Origin of the sequence: Streptomyces sp. NPDC018031 (genome assembly GCF_044327625.1) — a bacterium.
GTDB lineage: Bacteria > Actinomycetota > Actinomycetes > Streptomycetales > Streptomycetaceae > Streptomyces.
In genome coordinates, this window is the sequence record NZ_JBIRFT010000013.1 from 182,846 (window position 1) to 208,907 (window position 26,062).

Consider the following 26,062-nt stretch of genomic DNA (forward strand, 5'->3'; position numbering starts at 1 on the left):
GTCCGTTGTCGAGTGAGACCCTTCCGCCCGAGCAGCGCGATCTGACGGAGGTCGCCTTCGATCCGATCACCCGGATCGTCGGCAACCTGGGCATCTACACGAAGATCGACTTCCCGCGCCGTGAAGTCGTCGAATGCCGCAGCACGTCCTCGATCTTCCGCGGCTACAGCGTCTTCATGAAGGGCAAGGACCCGAGGGACGCCCACTTCATCACCAGCCGCATCTGCGGCATCTGCGGGGACAACCACGCCACCTGCTCGGTGTACGCCCAGAACATGGCGTACGGCGTCAAGCCGCCGCCACTCGCCGACTGGATCATCAATCTCGGCGAGGCGGCCGAGTACATGTTCGACCACACCATCTTCCAGGACAACATGGTGTTCGTCGACTACTGCGAACGCATGGTCAAGGAGACCAACCCGTCGGTGTGGGAACGCGCCGAACGCACCCCCGCCCCGCGCGGCGACCAGCACGGCATGCGCACCATCGGCGACATCATGCGCTCCTACAACCCCTTCGAGGGCAGCACGTACAAGGAGGCGCTCGTGATGAGCCGCCTCACCCGGGAGATGATCTGCCTGATGGAGGGACGGCACGTCCACCCCTCCACCCTCTACCCCGGAGGCGTCGGCACCGTCGCCACCCCACAGGTCTTCACCGACTACCTGGTACGGCTCACCCGCTGCCTCGACTTCGTCAAGCGCGCCGTGGCGATGAACGACGACGTCTTCGACTTCTTCTACGAAGCCCTCCCCGGATACGAGGAGGTCGGCCGGCGCCGCACCCTCCTGGGCTGCTGGGGCGCGTTCCAGGACCCCGAGGTCGTCGACTACGACTACCGGACGATGAACCTGTGGGGCAACTCCATGTTCGTCACCCCCGGCATCGTCGTGGACAACGAACTCGTCACCACCGACCTGGTCGACATCAACCTCGGCATGCGCATCCTCCTCGGCTCCTCCTACTACGACGACTGGGTGAACGAGGAGACCTTCGTCGACAAGGACCCCCTGGGCAACCCCGTCGACCAGCGCCACCCGTGGAACCAGACCACCCTGCCCTCCCCGCAGAAGCGCGACCTGGACGGCGGCAACTACAGCTGGGTCATGAGCCCCCGCTGGTTCGACCGGCGCACCGGCGACCACCTGGCCCTGGACACCGGCGGCGGCCCCATCGCCCGTTTGTGGGCCACCGCCCTCGCGGGCAAGGTCCGCACGCCCTACGTCCGTTCCACCGGACACAGCGTCGAGATCGACCTGCCCGCCACCCCCTCCAGCGCCGAGGTGCGGCTGGAGTGGAAGCCGCCCGCCTTCCCCAACACGATCGAACGCAACCGCGCCCGCATGTACTTCGTCGCCTACGCCGCCGGGATGGCCCTGCACTTCGTGGACCGGGCGCTGGCGGAGGTCCGCGCCGGACGGACGAAGGTCTTCCAGGACTTCGTCGTCCCCGACGAGGCGATCGGCGTCGGCTTCCACGAGGCGGTGCGCGGCGTGCTCTCCCACCACCTGGTCATCCGGGACAAGAAGATCGCCAACTACCACCCGTACCCGCCCACCCCGTGGAACGCCAGCCCCCGGGACCGCTTCGGCACCCCCGGACCGTACGAGGACGCCGTCCAGGGCTGCCCGATCTTCGAGGAGAACGGCCCGGACGACTTCAAGGGCATCGACATCATGCGCACCGTGCGCAGCTTCGACCCGTGCCTGCCCTGCGGGGTGCACATGTACCTCGGCGGCGGCCGCACCCTCCTCCAGTCCCACTCGCCGACCTTCGGCGCGCTGGGCTGAGGAGGCCGCCATGCCCTGGGACGACGAGACGGCCCGACAACACGTCACCCGCACCGAGGAACTCCTCAGCGGCCTGGACGGCCTCCCGGACCACGCCTCCGCGGCGCGCGCCCAGGAAGCCGTACAGGCCCTGGTCGACCTGTACGGCGAGTGCCTCGCCCGGGTCATGGAGCACCTCGCCGACTGGCCGCAGGGGACGGAGCGGATTGCCGGCGACGAACTCCTGGGCCATCTGCTGCTCGTCCACGACCTGCACCCCGACCCGCCCGGCACCCGCGTCGAGGCCGCCCTCGCCGAGGTCCGGACCGCCCTGGCCGACCGGGGCGGCGAGGTGACCCTGCTCCACCTGGAGCACTCCGCCGTCCGGCTCCGGCTCACCGAGGGCGGCGCGGGCCACGGGTGCGGATGCGGGTCCGCCGAGCCGCCCGAGGACATGGTGCGCGCGGTGCTGGGCAGCCGAGTGCCGGAGATCGAGCGGATCGACATCGAGACGGTGCCGGCCGCGCCGCCGCAGGCCCTGATCCCGGCGGACTCGCTGTTCCGCCGACCCGCGCCGGTCGCCGCCGCACCCGCCACCGGGGACGGCCGATGACCACTGCCCCGCTCACCACCCCCGGCCTGCGCCGCCGCGCCCGCGCCGCGCCCCGGCCCGGCGCGGCACCCCCCGCCGGGTCCGGCGCGGAGCGCTGCGACCTGTGCGCCGAAACCCTCCCGGCGAGCCACCGGCACCTCCTGGAGGCGCGCACCGGTACGGTCCGCTGCGCCTGCACCGCCTGCTCACTGCTCTTCGACCACGCGGCGGGCGACGGCACCGGGTACCGCCTGCTGCCGGCCGACCGCCGGCGGCTGGACGGCTGCGTCGTCGACGACGCCACCTGGGCGGCGCTCGGGGTGCCCGTCGGGCTCGTCTTCTTCACCCGCTCCCCGGCCGGGGTGACCGCCGCCTACCCCGGCCCGCTGGGGCTCACCCGCTCCGTCGTGGAGCCGCACACCTGGGCCCGCCTCCGGACGGCGCACCCCGCGCTGCCCCGGCTGCGGGACGACGTGGAGGCGCTGCTGGCCCAGCGCGACCACCCCGACGGCCGGGCACCGCGCTACTGGATCGTCCCGCTGGACGACTGCTACCGCCTCGCGGCACTGGTCCGCGCACACTGGAAGGGACTGGGCGGCGGCGGTGAGGTGTGGCAGCGGATCGACGACTTCCTGGACACCCTCGCACCCGGATGAGCACCACCTACCTGTGGAGGAGGAACCATGGGCATCACCGTGGGAAAGGCCGACATCACACCGGACGCCACCGCACACGTCAACGGAGTACGCCGGGGCAACCACCTCGGGGTCCACAAACACCAGCCGGGTCACCGGCCGGACGACACCTCCACCGCGCGCCGGTCGACCGGCATCAACGCCGGACAACGCGACCCCATCATGCCCGGCATGCCGAACCTCTCCCCGGCATGACGGCACCCGCCCCCGACACCACCCGCCCCACCGTCCCCGAACTCGCCTTCCGGATCGCCGGAGCCGAGCCGGAGACCCACGCCGCCGTGCCCACGCTCCGCTTCACCCTGGAGGTCACCGCCTCCGGCGCGGTGCGCGCGGTGTCGCTCACGACCACCGTCCGGGTCGAGCCGGCCCGCGCACCGCACCCGCCGGAGGTGCGGGAGGGACTCACCGAACTGTTCGGACTGCCCCGGGAGTGGAGCCGCAGCATGCGACCGCTGCCCTGGGCACAGCTCACCTCGCACCTGCCGCCGTTCGCGGGCCGCACCACCGTGCCGCTGCTCCTGCCCTGCACCACCGACCCCGAACTCGCGGTGACCAAGTACCTGCGCGCGGTGCGCGACAGCCGGGTGCCGCTCGGCTTCCTCTTCAACGGCACGGTCTTCTACGACGGCTCCCCGCCCGGGCACACCGGTGCCCTCATGGCCGCCGCCATCCCCTGGTCCGCCGAGACGACGCACGACCTTCCCGCCGAGGTGTGGCACCGGCTCGTCGACCGCTACCACGGCGCACAGCCCTGGCTGCGGCTCTCCCGGGCGACCCACGACAGGCTCGACGCCTACCGGCTCCGCCAGGTGCTCGGCAGCGCCGACGACGCCGTACGCGAACTCCTCGACCGGTCAGGAGCACCATGACCCCAGCCGCCGTCCCCGACACCGACACCGTCGACCGGATCGCCCGCACCTGCCTGTACGAGGGGTACCTGCTGTGGCCCTACCGCCGGTCGGCCCTGAAGAACACACAGCGCTGGACCTTCGGCGGGGTCTTCCCGGCCGGTCCCTGCGCCGAGCGCCTGGGGGAGCCGCACACCGCCGCCGCGCAGGTCCTGCTGGAGACCGGCGACGGCCCGTGCGAGGTGTCGCTGCGCCTGCGCTTCCTGCACGTGGTGGACCGGACGGTGGTGCGCGACGGCCCCGACGGCCCCGAGCCCGTCGACGAACTCCGGGTCGACGGGGTGCGCCACCAGAGCTGGCAGGAGGCCACCGAGCGGGAGGTGACCCTCACCGCGGCGGTCCCCGGCGCCACCCGCACCACGCCCTTCACCATCGCGGAGGGGTCGCGGACCGAGCCGCTCACGGACGGCTCCGGACGGCGCGTCGGCGGTCTCGTACGGGACTGGCGGCGACTCACCGGCGAGCTCACCACCCGGGCCGAGCCCGTGGCCGGCGGACTGCACCGGCTCACCGTGGAGGTCCGGAACACCACCCCGCACCCCGGCCCCGAGCCGGGCGACCGGTGGGCGCGGGACCGGGCGGCCGGCCACGCCCTCGCCTCCACCCATCTGGTGCTCCACAGCGACCGGGGCCGCTTCCTGTCGCTGACCGACCCGCCCGACCACGCCCGGGCCGCCGCGGCGGCCTGCGCACAGCGCGGCTGGTGGCCGGTCCTCGTCGGCGACGCGCCGCCGGCCGGCGGCCGGGACCCGCAGGCCCGGCACGCGCACACCGTGCTGGCCTCCCCGCTCACCCTCTACGACTTCCCCGCCGTCGCCCCGGAGAGTCCCGGAGACCTCTTCGACGGCACCGAGATCGACCAGCTCCTCGTACTGAGCGTGCTCAGCATGACCGAGGAGGAACAGGCGGAGGCGCGCGCCTGCGACCCCAGGGCCGCGGAGATCCTGGACCGCTGCGCCGGCCTCGGACCGGAGGCGATGTCCGCCCTGCACGGCGCCGTCCGGGAGTTCCGCCCGCTGCCGGCCGCCGCGCACCCCGGAGCGGGAGGGACCGCATGAGGCCCGCGGACCCCTGGGCGGCCCCCGGGCCCGCCGTCCCGACGGTACGGGTGGACGGTGTGGACATCGGCCGCGGCAGCAGGGTCCGCCTCCGGCCCGCCCGCCGCGCGGACATCCTCGACCTCGCGCTGGCCGGCCGGGAGGCGGAGGTGGACGCGGTCTACGACGACCTGGACGGCCAGACCCACGTCGCCGTCCTGGTCCACGACGACCCGGGCCGGGAACTGGGCGCGAGCGGCAAGATCGGACACCGGTTCTTCTTCACCCCGGAGGAGGTCGAGCCGCTGGACCGGCGTCCCGGCCCGGGCCGGAACCGGCCGCGGATCCTGGTCGCGGGCATCGGCAACATGTTCCTCGCCGACGACGGTTTCGGGCCGGAGGTCGTCGCCGCGCTGCTGCGGGAGTGGCCGGCACCGCCCGGTGTGCACGTCGCCGACTTCGGCATCCGCGGCATGGACCTCGCCTACCGGCTGCTGGACGGCTACGACGCCGCGCTGCTGGTGGACGCGGCACCGCGCGGCGGCGCCCCCGGGACGCTGTCGGTCATCGAACCCGACCCGCCGCCGGAGGACCGCATGGTCGAGACCCACGCGATGGACCCGGTACGGGTGCTCGCCCTCGCCCGGCGGCTCGGCGACGGCCACCTCCCGCGCGTCCTCGTCCTGGGCTGCGAACCCCTGGTGCGGATGACGGGCGAGGAGCCGGACGTCGTCGTCGGCCTCAGCGAACCCGTGCGCGAAGCCGTCGGCCGCGCCGTCCCGCTGGTCGCCTCGGTGGTCGGCGCCCTGCTCGACGGCCGGCCACCGGCGGCCGCACCACATCCCGCCGCGGAACCCCCGACGCGGGCCGCGGCCCCCGGAGAAAGGTGAACCCGATGAGAAACGGCATCTTCATCCCGCCGGCCGTCGTCCGCGCGGTCGCGGGCGCGGTGGCGGCGACCGTGCTCGCGCTCGTCCTCTCGGAACTCCCCGAGGCGCGCCGCTACCTCCGGATGAAGGCCATGTGAGCCCCGGCCCCGGGAGGGACCGTCCGCCCGCCGGACGGTCTCCCGCAGCCGACCGCCGCCGCCGACCGCAAAGACGGCCGGCCGGACGGGCATGCGCCGGGCCGGAGCGGCAAGAAGGGGAGCGACCACCGGCCGCCGAGGGAGGCGGCCGGGCACGGGAGGGAATCGCGCGATGGCGGACGACGCCTGTCTCATCATCATCCCCGACTCACAACCCGCGGTCGGCGCGCCCGTCCCGGCCGTGGGTCCGCTCGAGTGCCTGACGACGCCCGCGGTGCGGGCCTGGCTCCAGGCACACGGCGTGAGCGCGTCCTCCCACCGGGTCCGGATACTCCCGCCCGAGGCCGGCGCCGCCATACCGGAGCAGGCGGAGCGGCTGCCGGTACCGCTCAGCGCCGCGGAGGGCGAGACGGTCCGGCTGGCCTGCCTGCCGCAGGCGCGGGCCGCCGTGGAGGGCGAACTGCGGAACCTGGGACGGCTCGCCGAAGGGGCGGAGGACCTGGTGGTGCGGGCGCTGGCCCACGGCGTACCGGCCCACCGCGTCGTGGAGCTGACCGGACTGGACCCGGCGGCCGTGGAACAGGCCCACCGCACGGTCTTCGGCACCGCCGCGGACGCCTGAGCGGGCACCCGCGCCGGGCCCGTCCCCGGTACCGGCCACCCCGGCCCGCGGCTTAGCGGCCGCCCGGCCGCCGCACGGCTCTGTCGGTCAGCCGCCGGGGCGGGACTCCCGCTCGGCGGCCGGCGCGGGCAGCAGGCCGGGTGCCGTTCCCGCCGGTTCGCCGTGACCTCCCGCGCCGTGCGCGGACAGCTCGGCGACCTCCCGCCGGAGCGCCCGGACCTCGGCCGTCAGCGCCTCGATGGCGGCCGTCCGGTCGCGTTCCACGGCGTCGTCCCGCTCGAACCGGGAGATGAACCAGGCGGCGATGTTCGCGGTCACCACACCCAGCAGCGCGATACCGGACAGCATCAGGCCCACCGCGAGGAGCCGGCCCCAGCCGGTGGTGGGGGCGAGATCGCCGTAGCCGACCGTGGTCATGGTGGTGAAGGACCACCACACCGCGTCCTCCAGGGTGCGGATGTTGCCGTCCGGTGCGTTCCGCTCGACCTCCAGCACCGCCAGCGAACCGAACATCAGCAACCCGGCACAGGACCCCACCACATAGGTGGTCAGACGCACCTGGGCGGCCATCCGGGCCCGCTGCCCGGCCAGCAGCAGGGTGGACACCAGCCGCAGCAGCCGCAGCGGCTGGATCATCGGCAGCACCACCACGGCCAGCGACAGCGGCTGGGCGCGGACGAACCGCCACCGGGCCGGTGCGAGGTACAGCCGCGCCAGGTAGTCGACGGCGAACGCGCCCCAGACCGCCCACTCCACCCCCCGGCACACCCGGTGCACCAGCGGGTCGGCGTCCGGCAGCACGATCGGCGCGGCATACGCGACGGCGAACACCACCGCCAGCCCCAGCAGGGGGGCCTGGGTGCGCTGCTCCCAGCGCTGCTGAGTCTCCGTACCTCGCATGACCCCTCATCGTAGTGACGGCCGCCCGGACCGCGGGCGGCCGCCCGGCGCTCAGCGGCGGGCCGGACCGACCTTCCCCTCCGCGGCGGGCGGTTCGCGCCGCGGGGCCGACCAGTCCTCGTCGAACGGCGGCGCCTGGCCGGTCCAGGCCGTGGCGATGACGCTGGTGTAGCTCTCCGGACGACCGTCCGCCGCGAAGTGCTCCGTGCCCAGCGGCAGTCCGGTCCTCCGGTCGAAGATCAGCCGCCGCTCGCCGCCGGCCGGATCGTCGATGGCCACCGCGTTGCCGGCCCGGCCCTCCCGGTCCGTCACCGCGCCGATGTCCCGCACCCCGGGTTCGGTGGCGAGCAGCCGGTAGGCCGCGGCGCGCAGTTCGGGCGAGGCGGGCAGCTCGACCGCAAGGTGCTCGGCGGCGGTCGCGACCATCCCGTCGAGGACCCCACGGGGCGCGTTGTACTTCCCGTCGATGATGCCGAAGAGCGCGGCGCGCAGCTCCCCGGGCTCGGTGGGCAGACCGGGCAGCTCCGCGAGGCCGAACTCGACCATGGGGACGGTGTCCGCACCGCCACCGGGCGCGTCCCGTTCCAGCACCCCCGCTCCCCGGTGGGTGACGACCTCCGCTGCCGCGCCGTCCGGTGCTCCGGGGGCGGTCAGCCGCCAGGAGGTGGGCGAGCCGTCCGCGCGCCACGCCCGGGCGTCCTCGGCGGTGGCCGGCCGGGCGCCGATGTCGCGGTACTCCAGCCACCGCCGGGAGGTCTGCTTCGCGACCCACACCCGGGTCGTGTGGCGCACATCGAGGTCGTAGTCCCGGCCGGGGACGTGCCGGATCGACCCGGAGCGCCGTTCCTGGTACCAGTAGCGGCCCGACGCCCCGGGGCCGCGCTCCACGCTGGTGGCGGCCGAGAGCAGCACCGCGGACCCGCCGTCGGCCGGCTCGGCGCCACCGGTACCGGCACCGGGCGCGGTGGCCACGATCACCGCGGTGACGGCCGCGGCGGTGGCCAGCGCGCCGGCCCAACCGGGGCGCCGGAGCCTCGGGCGCCGCGGGGCGGGCCGGTGCCCGGGGCCGGGCGCGGCCGTCGCCGGCGGTCGCACCGCCGGGGCCGGCCGCCCCGCGCGGGCCTCGTCGCCGGCCGGCCGGCCGGGGTCGAGGTGGTGGGGCCTCGCGGCGGCCAGCCGCCGCATCAGATCGCGCTGCATCAGGCTTCCTCTCCTGTGAATTCGGCCCGGGCGGTGACGGGGCGGGCGCCGGCCCGCGCGGACGCGGCCGGGGTCACGGCCACCGCGCCGCCGGGTACCGGCGGCGCGGCGGACGGGGTGGGACGGGGCCCGGCCGGGGCGCGGTCCGGCCCCGGCGTGGTGGCCGCCGTGCTTTCCAGCGCCTTGGCCAGCCGCCGGCGCGCACGGTGCAGGCGGACCCTCATCGTGGCGGCCGAGACGCCCACCACCGTGGCCGCCTCGCGGGGGCTGAGCCCCTGCCAGGCCGCGAGGATCAGCACCTCGCGGTCGTCCTCGCGCAGGGACACCAGGGCCCGGCGCATCGCCAACCGGTCCGCCACCTCGTCGGCGATGTCGCCTTCGGCCGGGGCCACCGCCTCCGTCCAGCCGCGCAGTTCGGCGGCGAGCGAGGCCCGCCGCAGCTCCGCCCGCACGGTGTCACGCAGGACGTTGCGGGCGACCCCGAGCAGCCAGGGCAGCGGCGGTTGCGGGATCTCGCCCGCGCGCCGCCACGCCACCACGAAGGTCTCGCTCACCACGTCATCGGCGACCTGCCGTCCCGCGCGGCTGACCACATAGGCCCATACGCGCTGGCGGCAGGCGTCGTACATCGCGGTGAAGAGCGCCGCGTCATCGGTCACCGCCCGCACCTCCGTCCTTCCGGGTGTCATCTGTCACCAGGAAGTGGTGCGCCAGGGCCCGGCGTTACCGCCGAACCTACGGCGTTCCCGGAACCCGTCCCGGGCCGGCGTCCGTTCCGGCCGTCCCGGCCGGGGCGGTCCGGTCCCTCCGGGCTGGACCGCCCCGGCGGTTGCGGCGCAGCGGGGTGCCGGGCGCGTGGGCGGTCATGCCAGGCCGAGCGGCACGACGGTGAAGTGGAGCGGTCCAAGCGGCTTGCGCGGCGGGCGCGGAGCACGAGGCGGGCCGGCTGGGGCCCCCGGCCCGGCCGCGCTCCCGGGAAGCCCGGACGGCATCCCGGAACGGGCCCGGCCCGGCCGTGATGCGCCGGGCGCGGCGCGGACCCGCGGACGGTCCGCGGATCCGTGCCGGATGGCCGTGCCGTGTCCGTGCCGGATGGCCGTGCCGTGTCCGTGCCGGGTGTCCGCTCCGGGTGTCCGCGGCGCGGTCCTCAGGAGCCGGGCGCGCCCGACGCCGCCCGGTCCATCGCTTCGACCAGGCTGCGGGGCCGCAGATCGGTCCAGTTCTCCTCGATGTAGGCGACGCACGCCTGGTGGCTGTCGGCCGGGTGCGCGATCCGCCAGCCCGCCGGCACCTCGACGGAGTGCGGCCACAGGGAGTGCTGGCCCTCGTCGTTGACCAGGACGAGGTAGGTGCCGTTCTCGGTGTCCTCGAAGGGGTTGGACATCACAGGTTCTCGCCTTTCTGCCGGGCGGGGCGGCCGGTGGACCGCCGCATACGGGCTTCGATCACGGGTCCGAGGGAGCGCAGGACTTCGGGGGTGGTGATGGTTCCGTGCTGGCAGGGGACCGGATGGTGGGTGATGGTCCCCTCGACGTACTCCCGCCACATCCCCGGTGTGACCACCTTCTCCTGGTCGGTGGCCGCGAACAGCAGCAGATCGGTGGCGACCCGCTGGTGCCGGTAGGCCCCCGCCAGCCGGCCGTTGTTCCACAGCAGTGCCAGCATCGCCTCGAAGTCCCGCTCGGAGATGCTGCCGAGCACCGTGCCGGTGGTCCGGGCCACGGCGGAGAACTGCTCGTAGGTGAGGGACTCGCCGGGGATGTCCTCGGGGTCCACCCCGAGGACGGCCAGGATGCCCGCGTACATCCGGCCGGTGTCCCGGAGGACGGCCAGTTCCTCGGCGGTGGCGGGCCGGGCGGGCTCCGAGTCGAGCGAGAAGATCACCTCCACGCGTCCGCCGCGGCGCGCCAGCTCGGCGGCCATGGCGTGCGCGACCATGCCGCCGAAGGAGTGTCCGAGCAGGTGGTACGGCCCCTCGGGCTGCACCCGCAGCATCGCCTCGACACAGTCGCGGGCGACCTCCTCGATGCTGCCGCGGAGTTCGTCCGGACGGGCCAGCGCGTGCGACTGCAGACCGTAGACCGGGATGTCGGCGCTGAGGTGCGGCAGCAGGCGGGCGTAGGTCCAGCACATCCCGTTGCCCGGGTGGACGCAGAACAGCGGCGGCAGATCCCCGGCGGTGCGCAGCGGCAGCAGCACCTCCAGTGCGCTGTCCGGGCCGGCGCCGCCGTCCAGATGGGCGCTGAGCCGGCCGATGGTGGGATGGGCGAACACCGACCGCAGGGAGAGTTCGACGCCCAGCACGGCCCGCACCCGGCTGATGAGCCGGGTGGCGAGCAGGGAATGGCCACCGAGGTCGAAGAAGTTGTCGTCGAGTCCCACCACGGGCAGCCCGAGCACCTCGGCGAAGAGCCGGCACAGGACCTCCTCCCGCGGCGTCCGCGGCGGCCGCGTGCCGGCGCCCGCCGCGGGGACCGGGGACGGCAGTGCCCGGTGGTCGACCTTGCCGGCGGCGGTCAGGGGAATGTCGGCGATCGGGACGATGGCGGTGGGGACCATGTGGGCGGGGAGGTACTTCTCGCAGTGCCGGCGCAGCGCGGTGACGACCGCGGTGGTCAGCCGGGTGAGGGGGGTGTTGGTCCAGTCCGCCGCCGACCCGCCGCCGGCGGCCCGGAGGTAGGTGCCGTCGTACGCGGCCGCGGGGTGCTCGGGCGGCAGCAGCACCGCGTCGAAGGCGTCCGGAGCACGGTGGTTCCAGGTCGTGAGGGCCTGGTAGCCGCGGTCCGCGGCCCAGGCGTGCACCGCCTGCGGGTCCACCGCCCCGGGGTCGGTCGCGGCCAGGGCCCGGCGGACCGCCTCGATCGGCGCGTGGGCCCGGGCGGCCCGCAGCGCGGCGCACTCGGCGGCCAGCCGCTGGTTCGGGATGCCGGTGACGCGCAGCGGGCCCGGGTGCTCCCGGACGAGCCGGGCGAGCAGGCTCAGGCCGGTGGTGCCGCCGGGGTCGGCGTCCGGGTGCCAGGCGACGGCCGGGACGTCGCCGAGCGGCACGGGTCGGGCGGCAGCGGCGTGCAGGACCGCGTCGTAGCGGTGCCGGGTGAGTTCGTTGTGCGTGTCCCCGCGCCGGAGGCGGATGTCGGCCCCGGCCAGGCCCGGGGCGGCCGCGGCGTAGGCGGCGAAGAAGTCCGGGTGGACCAGGAGTTCCTCTTCGTTGAGCACGGACTCCCGGCTGCACCGGTCGAGGGCCGCGGTGTCGGGCGCGTGCGCGGCGTGCACCGCGTTGTGCAGGGCGTGGAGGGTGGCGTGGTTGCGGATGTCGCCGATGACGATCCGGCCGCCGGGGGCGAGCCGTTCGACGGCCTGGTCGAGGACGTCGGTCAGGTAGTGCCGGTGCGGGAAGTACTGGATGACGGAGTTGAGGACGATGGTGTCGAAGAAGCCGGACGGGATACCGGTGAAGTCGTCGGCGGCCCGGCAGCGCACCTCCACATGGGTCCAGCCGTGCTGCCGGGCCCGGGCGGTCAGGTGCTCGGCGGACACCGGGGACAGGTCGGTGGCCCAGTAGCTCCTCACGTGCGGGGCGAGGGGTGTGAGCAGCAGGCCCGAGCCGGCGCCGATCTCCAGCAGGCGGACGGGCCGGTGTTCGCGGATGGTCTCCACGGTGGCCCGGCGCCACTCCTCCATCTCCGCCCGCGGGATGGGCTCCCCGGTGTAGGTGCTGTTCCAGCCGTGGAAGTCACCGGACTCGCTCTGCGGGGACTCTCCGTAGACGGTGTCGTAGAGGTCCCGCCACGCCGCGACCCGGTCACCGGCGGTGGCGGAGTCGTCGGCGGCCGGGACCACGTAGGCGGCCAGCAGGGCGCCGCCCTCCTCGGCCGGACGCGCGGTCACCACGGCGCGGGCCACCTGCGGATGGCCGGCCAGCACGGCTTCGATCTCGCCGGGTTCGATGCGGTGGCCGCGGATCTTGAGTTGGCTGTCGGTGCGGCCGAGGTATTGGAGTTGTCCGTCGGGGTTCCAGCGGGCGAGGTCGCCGGTGCGGTACATGCGGGTGCCGGGTGGTCCGTAGGGGTCGGCGAGGAAGCGTTCGGCGGTGAGGGCGGGGCGGTGGAGGTAGCCGCGGGCCAGGCCGGGGCCGGCGATGTACAGCTCGCCGGGGGCGCCCGGGGGCAGTAGTCGCAGCCGTTCGTCGAGCACGTACAGCCGGGTGTCGGGCAGCGGGTGGCCGATGGGGACGCGGTGGTCGGTGAGCGGGCGGCTGAGGGCGGCGGCCACGGTGGCCTCGGTGGGGCCGTAGGCGTTGGTCATCCGCCGGCCGGTGGACCAGGCGGCGGCGAGCGCGGGCGGGCAGGCCTCGGCGCCGACGATGAGGCCGGTGAGGTCGGTAAGGGTGCGGTGGGCGCCCTCGGGGAGGGTGGCCAGGACCGACGGCGGCACGAGGGCGTGGGTGATGTGCTCGCCGGCGAGGAAGGCGGCCAGTTCCTCGCCGGCGAGACGCTGCTGGGCGGGGATGACGAGAGTGGCCCCGGCGGTGAGGCTGAGCAGGTACTCCAGCACCGAGGCGTCGAAACCGGCGGACGACAACTGCGCCACCCGGCTGCCGGCGTCGGCCGCGGTGCCCTCGACCAGGGCGGCACCCAGTCCGGCGAGCCCGGCGTGGGTGACCTGCACCCCCTTGGGACGGCCGGTGGAACCCGAGGTGTGGATGACATAGGCGGTGTGGGCGGGCAGCAGCGGAGCGGTCCGGTCGGCGTCCGCCGGATCAGTGGGCGGGCACTTCTCCCAGGCCGCCGCGGTGTCCGGTGTGCCGACCGCGACCAGGCGGACCGGCAGGCCGTCGGGGAGGCGCGCCGCGGTGTCCCGGGTGGTGAGAGCGAGGGCCGGCCGGGCGTCGTGGAGGATGCGGCGGAGCCGCTCGGGCGGTGTGGCCGGGTCGACCGGCAGATAGGCGGCGCCCGACTTGAGCACGCCGAGGACGACCGCGGCCTGTTCCGCGCCGCGCGGCATGACCACACCCACCAGTCGCTCCGGGCCGGCGCCCTCGCCGATGAGCCAGTGCGCGATCCGGTTCGCCCGGGCGTTCAGTTCCGCGTAGCTCCAGCGGACCCCGGCGTGTTCGACGGCCGGGGCGGAGGGCGCCGCCGCCACCCGGCCGCGGAACAACTCCGGCCAGCTCGCCGGGGCCGGCCCCCGGCGGCCCTGCCCGTAGCCGGCCAGGAGCCGGTGACGCTCGTCCGGGCCCAGGACGTCCACGCCGCCGATGCGCGCGGTGGGGTCTGCGCACACCGCGCGCAGCAGCCGCTCCCAGCGGGCGACGAACGTCCCCACCGTCCGCGGGTCGTACAGGTCGGTGGCGTACTCGACGGTGACGGCCATCCCGGCCTCCGCCCGGTCCCGGAAGCTCTCCGAGACGCTGAGCAGCATGTCGTAGCGGGCGGTCCCGGTGCCGACGGACCGCTGCCGCACCCGGAGGCCGGGGAGCCGGAAGTCCGCGTCCCGGTTGTTCTGCAGCACCAGGGCGACCTGGAACAACGGATGGTAGGCGGTGGAGCGTTCGGGATTGAGCTTGGCCACCAGGGTGTCGAACGGCAGGTCCTGGTGGGTGTACGCGGCCAGACTGGTCTCCCGCACCCGCTCCAGCAGCTCGGTGAACGCCGGATCACCGGAGGTGTCGGTCCGGATCACCAGCATGTTGACGAAGAGGCCGACCAGCCGGTTGAGCCGGTCGTCGGTGCGGCCGGCGATGCCACCGCCGACCGGGATGTCGGTGCCGGCCCCCAGCCGGGTCAGCAAGGCCGCCAACGCGCTCTGCAGCACCATGTAGACGGTGGTGCCGGTCGACCGGGCGAGCCGGCGGACCGCCTGGTGCAGCCCGGCGTCCAGGGTGAAGTCGACGGCGTCGCCCGCGTAGCCGACGGTCTCCGGGCGGGGCCGGTCACCGGCCACCGTGACGTGCTCGGGAAGGTCCGCCAGCTGCCCCGCCCAGTAGGCGTACTGCCGTGCCAGCAGGCTCTCCGGATCGCCGTCGTCGCCGAGGAGTTCCCGCTGCCACAGGGTGTAGTCCGCGTACTGCACCGGCAGTTCGGCCCAGCACGGCTCGGTCCCCGCCCGGCGCGCGGCATACGCGGTGGCCAGGTCCTCGGCGAGCGGGCGCAGCGACCAGCCGTCGGCGGCGATGTGGTGCAGCACGAGCACGAGCACCGATTCGGTCGGGCCCATGGTGAACAGCCAGGCCCGCAGCGGAATCTCGGCGCGCAGGTCGAAGGGGTACCGGGCCGCCTCGTCGAGGGCCGCCGCGCAGTGGTCCGGCGAGACCTGCCGCACCTCCAACGGGGTACCGGCCCGCCGCGGCGCCAGGACCCGCTGGTACGGCCTGCCGCCGGCCTCCGGGAAGACCGTCCGCAGCGTCTCGTGTCGGGCGATGACATCACCCAGCGCCGCCTCCAGCGCCGCGTGCCCGACCTCGCCGGTCAACCGCAGCACGAAGGGCATGTTGTAGGTGGCCGACGGCCCTTCCAGCCGGTACAGGAACCACAACCGCTGCTGCGCGAAGGAGAGCGGCAAACGCTCCGGCCGGACGGCCCGGACCAGGTCCGGCCGGGCCCCGTCGGCGTCCCCGGTGGCGGCCAGCCGCTCGTCGAGCCCGGCCACGGTCGGCGCCGCGAACAGGGCGCGCACCGGGACCTCGGCGTCCAGGGCGGTGCGGATGCGGCTGGTGAGCCGGGTGGCCAGCAGCGAGTGCCCGCCCAGGTCGAAGAAGTCGTCGTCGATGGTCACCGAGGGCAGGTCCAGGACCTCCGCGAACAGGGCGCACAGGACCTCCTCGCGGGGCGTGCGGGGGGCGCGCCCGGTGGCCGCGCCGGCGTGCTCCGGCGCCGGCAGCGCCCGGTGGTCCACCTTCCCGTTGGCGGTGAGCGGTACCGCGTCGACGGCCGTGATGCTCGCCGGGACCAGGTGTCCGGGCAGCCTCCGCCGCAGGTCCTCCCGGACGGCGGAGACGGAGAAGGTGTGCGGGTCGGCGGGCACGGCGTACGCGACGAGCCGCAGTGCGTCGTCGCCGTGCCGGTAGCCGGTGACGACGGCCTGGCGGATGTCGGCGCGTTCGGTCAGCGCCGATTCGACTTCACCCGGTTCGATGCGGTGGCCGCGGATCTTGAGTTGGTTGTCGGTGCGGCCGAGGTATTGGAGTTGTCCGTCGGGGTTCCAGCGGGCGAGGTCGCCGGTGCGGTACATGCGGGTGCCGGGTGGTCCGTAGGGGTCGGCGAGGAAGCGTTCGGCGGTGAGGGCGGGGCGGTGGAGGTAGCCGCGGGCCAGGCCGGGGCCGGCGATGTACAGCTCGCCGGGGGCGCCCGGGGGCAGCAGCCGCAGCCGCTCGTCCAGCACGTACACGGTCGTTGCCGGAGTGGGCGCACCGACCGGCGGCCGCCCGCCGGTCAGCGGCGCGCTGGCGGCGGCGCAGACGGTGGTCTCGGTCGGCCCGTAGGCGTTGATCAGCGTGCGGCCGGGGGCCCAGCGCGCGGCGAGGCCGGGTGGCAGGACCTCGCCGGCGGAGGTGAGCGAGCGCAGACCCGTCAGGGCGTCCGGAGCGCCCGGCGGGAGGGTGGCCAGTACCGACGGCGGCAGCGTCGCATGGCTGATCCGCCGCTCGGCGAGCACCCGGGCCAGCCCCTCCCCGGCGAGCTGGTCCCGCTCCGGTACGACCAGCGTCGCGCCGGTGTTCAGGGCCATGGTCAGCTCCCACACCGCCGCGTCGAAGCCGGGGGAGGAGAACTGGAGTACCCGCGCGCCCGGGCCGCAGCCGAAGCGCCCGGTGTGCTGGGCGTACAGCCCGGCGAGCCCGGCGTGGGTGACCTGCACCCCCTTGGGGCGGCCGGTGGAACCGGAGGTGTAGATGACGTAGGCGGTGTGGGCGGGCAGCAGCGGGGCGGTCCGGTCGGCGTCGGTGGGATCGGTGGGCGGGCACTTCTCCCAGGCCGCCGCGGTGTCCGGTGTGTCGATCGCCACCAGGCGGACCGGCGGGTCCCCGGGGAGGGCCGCCGCGAGGTCCCCGGTGGTCAGGGTCAGGGCGGGCCGGGCGTCACCGAGGACGTACCGGATGCGTTCGGCCGGGTAGTCGGGGTCGACGGGCAGGTACGGCGCGCCCGACTTGAGGACGCCGAGGATGACCGCGGCCTGTTCCGCGCCGCGCGGCAGCACGACGCCGACCGGACGCTCCGGGCCGGCGCCCTCGCCGATGAGCCAGTGCGCGATCCGGTTCGCCCGGGCGTTCAGTTCCGCGTAGCTCCAGCGGACCCCGGCGTGTTCGACGGCCGGGGCGGAGGGCGCCGCGGCCACCCGGCCGCGGAACAGCTCCGGCCAGGTCCGCCGGGCCGGCCCGGGCTCGCCACGACCGTAGGTGTCCAGGAGCCGGCCGCGTTCCTCCGGGCCGAGGACGTCGACGGCGCCGATGCGCACCGTGGGATCGGCGCACACCGCCCGCAGCAGCCGCACCCAGCGGGTGAGGAACGCCCGTACCGTCCGGGGCTCGTACAGGTCGGTGGCGTACTCCACGAACCCCGTGATGCCGTCCGGCTCACCGTCCGCGGTGAAGGTCTCGGCGAGGCTGACGGTCATGTCCGTCCGGGAGGCCCCCGGGCTCGCGTCGGCCCACGTCGTCCGCAGACCCGGCAGTTCGACGGAGGTGTCGGTGCCGTTCTGCAGCGCGAGCATGATCTGGAAGAGCGGGTGACGGGCGGTGGACCGGGTGGGGCTGAGCTGCTCCACCACCGTCTCGAAGGGGATGTCCTGGTGGGTGTAGGCGGTCAGGCTGGTCTCCCGCACCCGGGCGAGCAGGTCGGCGAAGGCCGGGTCACCGGCGGTGTCGGTACGGATGACCAGGGTGTTGACGAAGAAGCCGACCAGGTCGCTCAGCCCGTCGTCGGTGCGTCCGGCGATCGGGGAGCCCAGCGGGATGTCGGTTCCGGCGCCCGTCCGGGTGAGCACGGCGGCCAGGGCGGCGTGCAGCACCATGAACACGGTCGCGCCGCCGCCGCGGGCCAGCTCCCTGACCTCCGCGTGCAGCCGGGCGTCGAGGGTGAGGTCCGCGGTGTCGCCGACGTGGGAGGCGACGGCGGGCCGGGGCCGGTCGGAGGGGAGCGTCACCTCGTCCGGCAGACCGGCCAACTGCCCCGCCCAGTACGCCCGCTGCCGGGCGAAACGGCTGGTCGCGTCGTCGTCGGCGGCACCGAGGAGCCGGCGCTGCCACAGGGTGTAGTCCGCGTACTGCACCGGGAGCGGTGCCCAGTCCGGCGCCCGGCCGGCCCGGCGCGCGGTGTAGGCGGTCGCCAGGTCCCTCAGCAGCGGGCCGACGGAGGCACCGTCACCGCCGATGTGGTGCATCGCCAGCAGGAGCACCGCATCGTTGGGGGCGACGGTGAACAGCCAGGGCCTGAGCGGAGGTTCCGACGCCAGGTCGAACGGGTGCCGCGCGGCGCGGTCGAGCGCGCCGGGCAGCTCCTCCTCGGTCACCTGGCGCACCGTGATGGGGACCCGGGTCGCTTCGGGCGGGAGGATGTGCTGGTACGGCTGCCCGTCGGCCTCCGGGAACGTGGTGCGCAGCGTCTCGTGGCGGGCGATGACGTCATGGACGGCGGCCTCCAGCGCCGGCCGGTCCAGTTCACCGGTCAGCCGGAGCGCGAAGGGCATGTTGTAGGTGGCCGAGGGGCCTTCCAGCCTGTACAGGAACCACAGCCGCTGCTGGGCGAACGACAGCGGCAGCCGCTCGGGCCGCTCCATCGGCACCAGGGGCGTCTGGGTCTCGGCCCAGGGCTCCAGGTGTTCGGTGAGGCGGGCGACGGTCGGCGCCGCGAACAGCGTGCGCAGCGGCACCTCGATGTCCAGGGTGGCCCGGATGCGGCTGGTGAGCCGGGTGGCCAGCAGCGAGTGCCCGCCCAGGTCGAAGAAGTCGTCGTCGATCGTCACGGCGGGCAGCCCGAGCACCTCGGCGACCAGCGCGCACAGGATCTCCTCCTGCGGCGTGCGGGGCGGCCGCCCGTGGGCGCGCGGCGCGGTGTCCGGAACGGGCAGCGCCTGGTGGTCGACCTTCCCGTTGGAGGTGAGCGGGATGTCGGTGAGGGGGGTCAGGGTCGCCGGCACCATGTGCGCCGGCAGATGCCGCCTGAGGTGTTCCCGCAGGGCCGTGACGAGCGTGGTGGTCGCGAGCGTGGTGCGGGGGGTGTTGGTGAGGGGGGCGGCGGACCGCCCGGCGGACGCGGGGTCGTAGGTCCCGGTGTAGGCGGCGGCGGTGTGCGAGGCAGGGACGAGGACGGCGTCGAAGGCGTCCGGGGCCTGCGGGTTCCAGGTGCACACGGCCCGGTAGCCGCGTCCGGCCGCCCACCGGTGTACCCGTTCCGGGTCGACGGCGGCCGGGTCGTCCTCCGCCAGGATCCGGCGGATCTCCTCGACCGGCGCCTGCCGGCGGGCAGCGCGCAGGGCGGCGCACTCCGCGGTGAGGCGCTTGTTGGGGATGCCCGTGATACGCACCGGACCCTCCGGGCGCCCGGTGAGCCGGCTCAGCGTGTTCTCCGGGGCGTCCGCCGCCGCGGTGGCGGACGGCGCCGGCCAGGGGAGGGCCGGGGCGAGGTCCAGCGCGGCGGGGCCGGCGGGCGCGGTGTGCAGGACGGCGGTGTAGCGGTGGCGGGTGAGTTCGTTGTGGGCGGCGCCGGTCTTGAGGCGGATGTCCACCCCGGTGACGCGGGGATTGCGCTGCGCGTAGACGCTGAAGAAGGCCGGATGGACGAGGAGTTCCTCCTCGTTGAGCAGCGCCTGCTGGACGGCTTGGTTGAGGGCGGCGGTGTCCGGACTGGTGGTGGCGAGCGCGGCGGTGCGCAGGGCGTGGTGGGTGGCGTGGTTGCGGATGTCGCCGATGACGATCCGGCCGCCGGGGGCGAGCCGTTCGACGGCCCGGTCGAGGACGTCGGTGAGGTAGTGCCGGTGCGGGAAGTACTGGATGACGGAGTTGAGCACGATGGTGTCGAAGGAGCCGCGGGGCAGCCCGGTGAAGTCGTCGGCGGGCTGGCAGCGGACATGGACGTGGCGCCAGTCCCGGTGCCGGGTCCGTGCGGTGAGGTAGTCGGTGGCGGCCCGGGAGAAGTCGGTGGCCCAGTAGCTCCTCACGTGCGGGGCGAGGGGCGCCAGCAGCAGGCCCGAGCCGGCGCCGATCTCCAGCAGGCGGACGGGCCGGTGTTCGCGGATGGTCTCCACGGTGGCCCGGCGCCACTCCTCCATCTCCGCCCGCGGGATGGGCTCCCCGGTGTAGGTGCTGTTCCAGCCGTGGAAGTTGGTGCCGAACTCGGCGCCCGACGACTCGCCGTAGAGGGTGTCGTAGATGTTCCGCCACTCCGCGGCCGAGTCCTCCGGCGTGGTCGCGTCCCCCGCGGCGGGCACCACATAGGCCGCCAGCCGGACGTCTCCGTCCGTGAGGTGGCGGGTGGTGACGACGGCGCGGGCGACGTCGGGGTGTTCGGTGAGGAGGGCTTCGATCTCGCCGGGTTCGATGCGGTGGCCGCGGATCTTGAGTTGGTTGTCGGTGCGGCCGAGGTATTGGAGTTGTCCGTCGGGGTTCCAGCGGGCGAGGTCGCCGGTGCGGTACATGCGGGTGCCGGGTGGTCCGTAGGGGTCGGCGAGGAAGCGTTCGGCGGTGAGGGCGGGGCGGTGGAGGTAGCCGCGGGCCAGGCCGGGGCCGGAGATGTACAGCTCGCCTGGGGCGCCCGGGGGCAGCAGTCGCAGCCGCTCGTCCAGCACGTACAGCCGGGTGTCGGGCAGGGGGTAGCCGATGGGGACGCGGTGGTCGGTGAGCGGGTGGCTGATGGTGGCGGCCACGGTGGTCTCGGTGGGGCCGTAGAGGTTGGTCATGTGGCGGTCGGCGGACCAGGTGGCGGCGAGGGCGGGCGGGCAGGCCTCGGCGCCGACGATGAGGCCGGTGAGGTGGGTGAGGGTGCGGTGGGCGCCGTCGGGGAGGGTGGCCAGGACCGACGGCGGGATGAAGGCGTGGGTGATGTGTTCGGTGGTGAGGAAGGCGGCCAGTTCCTCGCCGGCGAGGCGCTGCTGGGCGGGGATGACGAGGGTGGCGCCGGCGGTGAGGGCGAGCAGGTACTCCAGGACCGAGGCGTCGAAGCTGGTGGAGGCGAGCTGCGCCACCCGGCTGCCGGCGTCGGCCGCGGTGCCCTCGACCAGGGCGGCACCCAGTCCGGCGAGTCCGGCGTGGGTGACCTGCACCCCCTTGGGACGGCCGGTGGAACCCGAGGTGTGGATGACGTAGGCGGGGTGGGCGGTGAGCAGCGGAGCGGTCCGGTCGGCGTCGGTGGGGTCGGTGCGCCGGCACCGCTGCCACGCCGCCGAGGTGCCGGGCGCGTCGGTGGGCACCCGTTCGACAGCCGGGTCCCGCGGCAGCCCCCTCAGCGTCCCCGTGTCGGCCAGCAGCAGCGTCGGCGCGCCATCGGTCAGCAGGTGGGCGATCCGCTCGTCCGGGTAGTCCGGATCGACCGGAAGGTATGCGGCGCCCGACTTGAGGACTCCCAGGATGACGGCGAGCTGTTCGGCCGAGCGGGGCATCGCCACACCCACCGACTGCTCAGGCCCGAGTCCGCGGGCGATGAGCCAGTGCGCCACCCGGTTCGCCCGGGTGCTCAGCTCGGCGTACGTCCAGGCATGGCACGGGTCGGTGACCGCGAGGCGTTCCGGGTGGGTGCGCGCCCGCCGCTGGAACAGGTCGGGCCAGCTCTCCGGAGTGATGTCGGCCCTCGGCTGCCAGGTGCGCAGCAGCAACTCCCGTTCTTCGTCCGTCGGCACCGCCCCTCGCTCCGGGCTTCGGGTGCCTGCGGAGAAGCCGTCGGCGGGAAATCCACCAGTAGCCGTCATGAGAGCTCCCAGTAATGCGACGGGAAGTGTCGAGCCGGCTGCGGAATCCGGCCCTGCGCGAGCAGTGACCGTGCGATTTTCACGGCGTACGGCCACGTGTCAGGAAGAGATGGGATCAGCCTGATGTGCGGTGCCGAGTTCACAGCGACTCACGGAGTGCGGGGATCAACATCGTTGCCGTGGTCGCGATCGACGGTCAACCGCCACCCGAATAATCGGATATTAGGGATGGGGTTGCGCTAGTTTACGGTTCTCCGAATAAATCCGCACCGTCGATGCCGGCGCATATCGCCGAACACTCGCTGCCGATATGCATCTGACCTGGGCACACAAGGGCCGGTGCGGATATGGGCCATCGATCGTGCATGGGGGAGAGGCGGGCCGGTACGGTGGATATTCCACTCGGCTGTGGCCACTGCGCACTGTCGAATTGAGTCGCCTTCGAGCGGAGATGACGGCTCCGGTCCACCGGTGACGCGAGCCGGTTCTCCAGCAGGAACGATGCGCCTGTCGACGGGGCGGACGGAGGGAATGGAAACCGCCCCGCACCCGGTGCCGGAGCGAAATCCACCCGCCAGGCGCCGATTTCACTCCGGCACGTACCCGTGAACCACACGATGGGCGTGTGCCCGGCAACCGGTGCCGTCCGGCACGGAATGTACCCCGGAGGGAGACAGCGATTACCGGTATACGCGGATGTGGCCATCCGGCGTCCGGAAGAAGGCGGCCGGGCCTCCCGGCGTCACTCCGCCGCGCTCGCCCCTGGCGCCGGGCCCGCACTCCGGTGTCGCCCGGCCCCGCCGGAACCGCGGCCGGTCGGGCGCGCCGTCCCGAACCCGGTCGCGCGACGCGGTGCCGCCGCGAACCCGCATGACTCGAAAGAGTGGTTTCCCGTCGGTCGACGACCCGACCGTTTCCGGTGCGCGTATGACGAGAAGATCTCTTGCCCGGAATCCGCGCGTCCCAAGGCGGCAACGCATCGGCGCGGCCGTCGTCATGCCATCGCGTCGAACACCCCGACCCCGCGCACATCCGGAAGAGAACGCCCACAACCCGTCAGGCTTCGAAAGGAACGCGACGCGATGATAGAGGAAACCGGTACGGGGTCTCCCATGATGTGGCTGCTCTCCGCCCCCGGCAGGCGCTCGCTGGCAGCCCGCGCCGCACAACTGCGCGACGAGCTGACCGCCCGCAGCGACTGGCACCCCGCGCACGTCGGCAGAACCCTCGCCGCCGCCACCCGTTCCGGGCCCGCCCCCGCCACGGAATCCGGGCCCGCCCCCGCCCCCGGTGCCGGGCGGCACCGCGCCGCACTCATCGCGGCGGACCGGACGGAATTCCTCGAACGGCTCGCGGCACTCGCCGAGGGGGCGCCCCTGCCCGGACTCGTGCACGCCGAAGGGACGGCGGGCCGCATCGCGTTCGTCTTCCCCGGCCAGGGCTCGCAGTGGCCGGGCATGGCTCGCGAACTGCTGGAATTCTCCCCGGCGTTCGCCCGCACCATGGACGAGTGCGCCCAGGCGCTGGAGCCGTTCACCGACTGGTCGCTGCCGGATGTCCTCCACGGCCGGGGCGGTGCCGGCGAACTGCTGCGCGCCGACATCGTCCAGCCCCTTCTGTTCTCCACCGGCCTCGCCCTGGCGGCCCTGTGGGCGGAGCACGGCGTGCGCCCCGACGCGGTCCTCGGGCACAGCGTCGGGGAAGTCACCGCGGCCGCGCTCTCCGGCGCGCTGTCGCTGGACGACTGCGCGCGGACGGTCGCCCTGTGGAGCCAGGCGCAGGAGACGCTCGTCGGCCGCGGCGCGATGGTCGCGGTGACCGCCACGGCCGCCGAAGCGGAGGAGCGGCTGGAACGCTGGAACGGCCGACTGGTCCTGGCCGGCCTCAACGGACCCCGCTCGACCATCGTCGCCGGGGACGCCGACGCCGCCGAGGAACTCCTCGCGGACCTCGCCCTCGCCGGAGTGCGGGCCCGCAAGATCGCCGTGGGACTGGCCGCGCACTCCCCGCACATCGACGCCATCGAGCCACGGCTACGCGACGACCTCGCCCCCCTGCGGCCCCGCACCGCCCACCTGCCGTACTACTCCTCCCTCACCGGCGACCTGCTGCCACAGCCGGCGCTGACCGCCGAGCACTGGGTCCACTGCCTGCGCCGGCCGGTCCGGTTCGCCGCCGCCACCCAGGCACTGCTGCGCGACGGGCACCAGGTGCTGCTGGAGGTCAGCCCGCACGCCGTCCTCACCTCGGCGATGCAGGAGACCGCCGATCTGCACGCGGCCGGCCGCGGCGCGCTGGTACGCGGAACGCTGCGCCGCCGCCAGCCGGGCGCGACCCGGTTCCTCACCGCCCTCGGCGAGCTGTACGCGCACGGAGTCCCCATCGACGGGGAACGGTGCCTCGCCCCCCACCCGCCCGGCACCACCGGACTACCGCCCGCCGAGGACGTCCCGGAGACCGCGGAAGCCGACGACCGGCACCGCACCCCGGGCACCGCGGGGGAGTTCACCGACCGGCTCGCCGCGGCCGCCCCGAACACCCGGCGCACCGCACTGCTCACCCTGGTGTGCCGGGAGGCGGCGGCCCTGCACGGCGGCCAGGCCGCGGTGGCGGAGCACCGCACCTTCCTGGAGTGCGGGCTCGATTCGGTGATGGCGGTGGAACTGCGCGGCCGGCTCACCGCCGTCACCGGGCTGCCGCTGCCCGCGACGGTCGTCTTCGACCACCCCACTCCGGGCGCGCTCACCGACCACCTGCACGCCCGGCTCTTCGGCCCGCCGGCCGACGCGGCCACCGGACCGGCCCCCCGGGCCGCGGGCGACGGCGACCCCATCGCCATCGTCGGCATGGCGTGCCGCTACCCGGGCGGGGCGACCGGCCCCGAGGAACTGTGGCGGCTGCTCGACCAGGGCGCCGACGCCGTCTCGTCCTTCCCCGCCAACCGCGGCTGGGACACCACCGCCGCCTACGACCCCGACCAGGGCACGCTGGGCCGCTACTACCAGCGGGAGGCCGGGTTCCTGCACGACGCCGACACCTTCGACGCCGCGTTCTTCGGCATCTCGCGCCGGGAGGCGCGGGCCATGGACCCCCAGCAGCGCCTGCTGCTGGAGACCGCCTGGGAGGCGATCGAGCGGGCCGGCATCGACGTCGCCTCGCTGCGCGCCAGCCCCACCGGCGTCTTCGTCGGCGCGATGACCATGGACTACGGACCCCGCCTGGACTCCGGATCGGAGGCCACCGGACACCTGCTCACCGGCAACACGGGCGGCGTCGCCTCCGGACGCCTCGCCTACACCCTGGGGCTGGAGGGTGCGGCCATCACCGTCGACACCGCCTGCTCCTCCTCACTGGTCGCCCTCCACCTCGCGGTGCAGGCGCTGCGCCGCGGCGAGTGCGGGCTGGCGCTGGCCGGGGGAGCGACCGTGATGTCCACGCTCGGCATGTTCGTGGAGTTCAGCCGGCAGCGGGCGCTGGCGCCGGACGGCCGGTGCAAGGCGTTCGCCGCCTCCGCCGACGGCTTCGGCCTCGCCGAGGGCGCCGGCATGCTGCTGCTGGAACGGCTCTCCGACGCCCGGCGCAACGGACACCCGGTGCTCGCCCTGGTGCGCGGCTCCGCGGTCAACCAGGACGGGGCCAGCAACGGGCTGACCGCTCCGCACGGGCCGTCCCAGCAGCGGGTGATCCGCGCCGCGCTGGCGGACGCCGGGCTGCCGGCGGCGGCCGTCGACGCCGTCGAGGCGCACGGCACCGGCACCCGGCTCGGCGACCCGATCGAGGCCGAGGCGCTACTCGCGGTCTACGGTCGGGACCGCCCCGCCGACCGGCCGTGCCACCTCGGCTCGCTGAAGTCCAACATCGGCCACGCCCAGGCCGCGGCGGGCGTCGGCGGAGTGATCAAGATGGTGCAGGCCCTCCGGCACGGCATGCTGCCCCGCTCCCTGCACATCGACCAGCCGTCGCCCTACGTCGACTGGTCCTCCGGGGCGGTGCGGCTGCTGACCGAGCCGGTGCCCTGGCCGCGGGGCGAACGGCCGCGCCGGGCCGGGGTGTCCTCCTTCGGCATCAGCGGCACCAACGCCCACACGATCCTCGAGGAGGCGCCACCGGAACCCCCGGCACCCGACGCGGGCCCCCACCTCGCCGACGACGCGCGGGAACAGCTCCTCACCCCCGGCATCGTGCCGTGGATCCTGTCCGCCAAGACCGAACAGGCCCTGCGCGACCAGGCGCGCCGGCTGCTCACCACCCTCCTCGCCGAGCCGGTCGCCGCCGCGCCCGCCGGCGACGCGGCCCCCGCGGGCCGGGCGAGCGCCCACCCGGAGCCTGGCGGAGGATCGCCGACGCCGGCCGCGCCCGCCCCGGAGCCGGGAGCCGGCTGAACCGCACCACGCCGTACGGCCGTGGCACTGCTG

The 26,062-nt window shown here is 74.7% G+C and carries 15 protein-coding genes; 10 read left to right on the top strand and 5 right to left on the bottom strand.

What is annotated here, in order from left to right; genetic code table 11:
• Window positions 1-5 precede the first annotated feature (5 nt).
• The 9 genes from ACH4B3_RS25565 to ACH4B3_RS25605 all read left to right on the top strand — a co-directional run bounded on the left by ACH4B3_RS25565 (window position 6) and on the right by ACH4B3_RS25605 (window position 6,653).
• Window positions 6-1,790, top strand: coding sequence for a nickel-dependent hydrogenase large subunit (locus ACH4B3_RS25565; RefSeq protein ID WP_398466434.1), 1,785 nt, complete (start codon window positions 6-8; stop codon window positions 1,788-1,790).
• A gap of 10 nt (window positions 1,791-1,800) precedes the next feature.
• A complete protein-coding gene (locus ACH4B3_RS25570; protein ID WP_398466436.1) occupies window positions 1,801-2,382 on the top strand; it encodes a NifU family protein in 582 nt (193 codons plus the stop codon).
• Entirely contained in the window at window positions 2,379-3,017 is a 639-nt protein-coding gene (locus ACH4B3_RS25575; RefSeq protein WP_398466438.1) for a DUF5947 family protein, read from the top strand. Before ACH4B3_RS25570 ends, ACH4B3_RS25575 begins: the two co-directional genes overlap by 4 nt.
• A gap of 27 nt (window positions 3,018-3,044) precedes the next feature.
• Window positions 3,045-3,251 carry a hypothetical protein gene (locus ACH4B3_RS25580; RefSeq protein WP_398466439.1) on the top strand — a complete coding sequence of 69 codons (207 nt, stop codon included), beginning with the start codon at window positions 3,045-3,047 and terminating at the stop codon, window positions 3,249-3,251.
• Window positions 3,248-3,928, top strand: coding sequence for a DUF6084 family protein (locus ACH4B3_RS25585; protein ID WP_398466441.1), 681 nt, complete (start codon window positions 3,248-3,250; stop codon window positions 3,926-3,928). The genes ACH4B3_RS25580 and ACH4B3_RS25585 overlap by 4 nt, the downstream gene beginning before the upstream one ends.
• Window positions 3,925-5,025, top strand: a complete 1,101-nt coding sequence (locus tag ACH4B3_RS25590; RefSeq protein WP_398466443.1) for a hypothetical protein — start codon at window positions 3,925-3,927, stop codon at window positions 5,023-5,025. The genes ACH4B3_RS25585 and ACH4B3_RS25590 overlap by 4 nt, the downstream gene beginning before the upstream one ends.
• Window positions 5,022-5,894, top strand: a complete 873-nt coding sequence (locus ACH4B3_RS25595; protein ID WP_398466445.1) for a hydrogenase maturation protease — start codon at window positions 5,022-5,024, stop codon at window positions 5,892-5,894. Before ACH4B3_RS25590 ends, ACH4B3_RS25595 begins: the two co-directional genes overlap by 4 nt.
• A gap of 5 nt (window positions 5,895-5,899) precedes the next feature.
• Window positions 5,900-6,031, top strand: coding sequence for a DUF6893 family small protein (locus ACH4B3_RS25600; protein ID WP_398466447.1), 132 nt, complete (start codon window positions 5,900-5,902; stop codon window positions 6,029-6,031).
• Between the two features lie 172 nt (window positions 6,032-6,203).
• Complete coding sequence (locus tag ACH4B3_RS25605; RefSeq protein WP_398466449.1) at window positions 6,204-6,653, top strand: DUF6003 family protein; 450 nt, start codon at window positions 6,204-6,206, stop codon at window positions 6,651-6,653.
• A gap of 87 nt (window positions 6,654-6,740) precedes the next feature.
• Here the strand turns inward: ACH4B3_RS25605 and ACH4B3_RS25610 are convergent, their stop codons facing one another.
• The 5 genes from ACH4B3_RS25610 to ACH4B3_RS25630 form a co-directional block, all read right to left on the bottom strand.
• Window positions 6,741-7,553 carry a potassium channel family protein gene (locus ACH4B3_RS25610; RefSeq protein WP_398466451.1) on the bottom strand — a complete coding sequence of 271 codons (813 nt, stop codon included), beginning with the start codon at window positions 7,551-7,553 and terminating at the stop codon, window positions 6,741-6,743.
• Between the two features lie 51 nt (window positions 7,554-7,604).
• The gene (locus tag ACH4B3_RS25615; RefSeq protein WP_398466452.1) at window positions 7,605-8,753 is read right to left on the bottom strand and encodes a CU044_5270 family protein; all 1,149 of its coding nucleotides are present in this window, start codon (window positions 8,751-8,753) and stop codon (window positions 7,605-7,607) included.
• Window positions 8,753-9,412: a sigma-70 family RNA polymerase sigma factor gene (locus tag ACH4B3_RS25620; RefSeq protein ID WP_398466454.1), complete on the bottom strand. Its 660-nt coding sequence runs from the start codon at window positions 9,410-9,412 to the stop codon at window positions 8,753-8,755. The genes ACH4B3_RS25615 and ACH4B3_RS25620 overlap by 1 nt, the downstream gene beginning before the upstream one ends.
• Before the next feature lie 488 nt (window positions 9,413-9,900).
• A complete protein-coding gene (locus ACH4B3_RS25625; RefSeq protein WP_398466455.1) occupies window positions 9,901-10,137 on the bottom strand; it encodes an MbtH family protein in 237 nt (78 codons plus the stop codon).
• Window positions 10,137-21,578: an amino acid adenylation domain-containing protein gene (locus tag ACH4B3_RS25630; protein WP_398466457.1), complete on the bottom strand. Its 11,442-nt coding sequence runs from the start codon at window positions 21,576-21,578 to the stop codon at window positions 10,137-10,139. The genes ACH4B3_RS25625 and ACH4B3_RS25630 overlap by 1 nt, the downstream gene beginning before the upstream one ends.
• A gap of 1,151 nt (window positions 21,579-22,729) precedes the next feature.
• Here ACH4B3_RS25630 and ACH4B3_RS25635 point away from each other — a divergent pair.
• Window positions 22,730-26,029 (top strand): beta-ketoacyl synthase N-terminal-like domain-containing protein, encoded by a 3,300-nt coding sequence (locus ACH4B3_RS25635; RefSeq protein ID WP_398466459.1) that lies wholly within the window; start codon window positions 22,730-22,732, stop codon window positions 26,027-26,029.
• The last annotated feature ends 33 nt before the right edge of the window (window positions 26,030-26,062 follow it).